Origin of the sequence: Streptococcus vestibularis ATCC 49124 (genome assembly GCF_000188295.1) — a bacterium.
In the GTDB taxonomy this organism is placed as follows: Bacteria; Bacillota; Bacilli; order Lactobacillales; family Streptococcaceae; genus Streptococcus; species Streptococcus vestibularis.
Genome location: NZ_GL831130.1, coordinates 1 through 656, shown reverse-complemented (window position 1 = coordinate 656; position 656 = coordinate 1). Strand labels below are relative to the sequence as shown.

At 40.5% G+C, this 656-nt stretch carries 1 protein-coding gene; it reads left to right on the top strand.

The features are described 5' to 3' along the window. Positions 1-656: MucBP domain-containing protein (locus HMPREF9425_RS09070; RefSeq protein WP_003098520.1), on the top strand; the 656-nt coding region annotated here is incomplete at both ends.

The window sequence follows — 656 nt, the reverse complement described above, 5'->3', positions numbered from 1 at the left end:
GGTTACCGTTTCGTAGAAACTAAGACACTTCCAAACGGAGATACAGAGCACGTTTACGAAAAAGTTAAGACAAGTCACAAGGATAAAGACGGTAATGAAATTCCGAACTATCCAACAGAAGATGGTGAACAACCTAAGAAAGATATTCCAGGTTACCGCTTCGTAGAGACTAAGACACTTCCAAACGGCGACATCGAACACGTTTATGAGAAAGTTAAGACAAGTCATAAGGATAAAGACGGCAATGAAATTCCGAACTATCCAACAGAAGATGGTGAACAACCTAAGAAAGATATTCCAGGTTACCGCTTCGTAGAGACTAAGAAACTTCCAAATGGCGATATCGAACACGTTTATGAGAAAGTTTCAACACCAGCTCCAACGCCTTCACCTGTTCCTCAACCAACTCCAGGTAAGCAAAATACAACTACTTGGACTGATGAAAATGGAAATCCATTGAAACCAACTGAGTCAGGTTCTAAAGAACCGGGAACAGTTTCAGGTTACGAATATGTGAAGACTGTGACTGATCCAAATGGAAATATCAAACATATCTTCAAGAAAGTTGAGATGCCAACTCCAAGACCGGTTGAACCAAGTCAACCAGCAACACCAAAATATGTTGAAGGTCAAAAAGAGTTGCCAAATACAGGTAC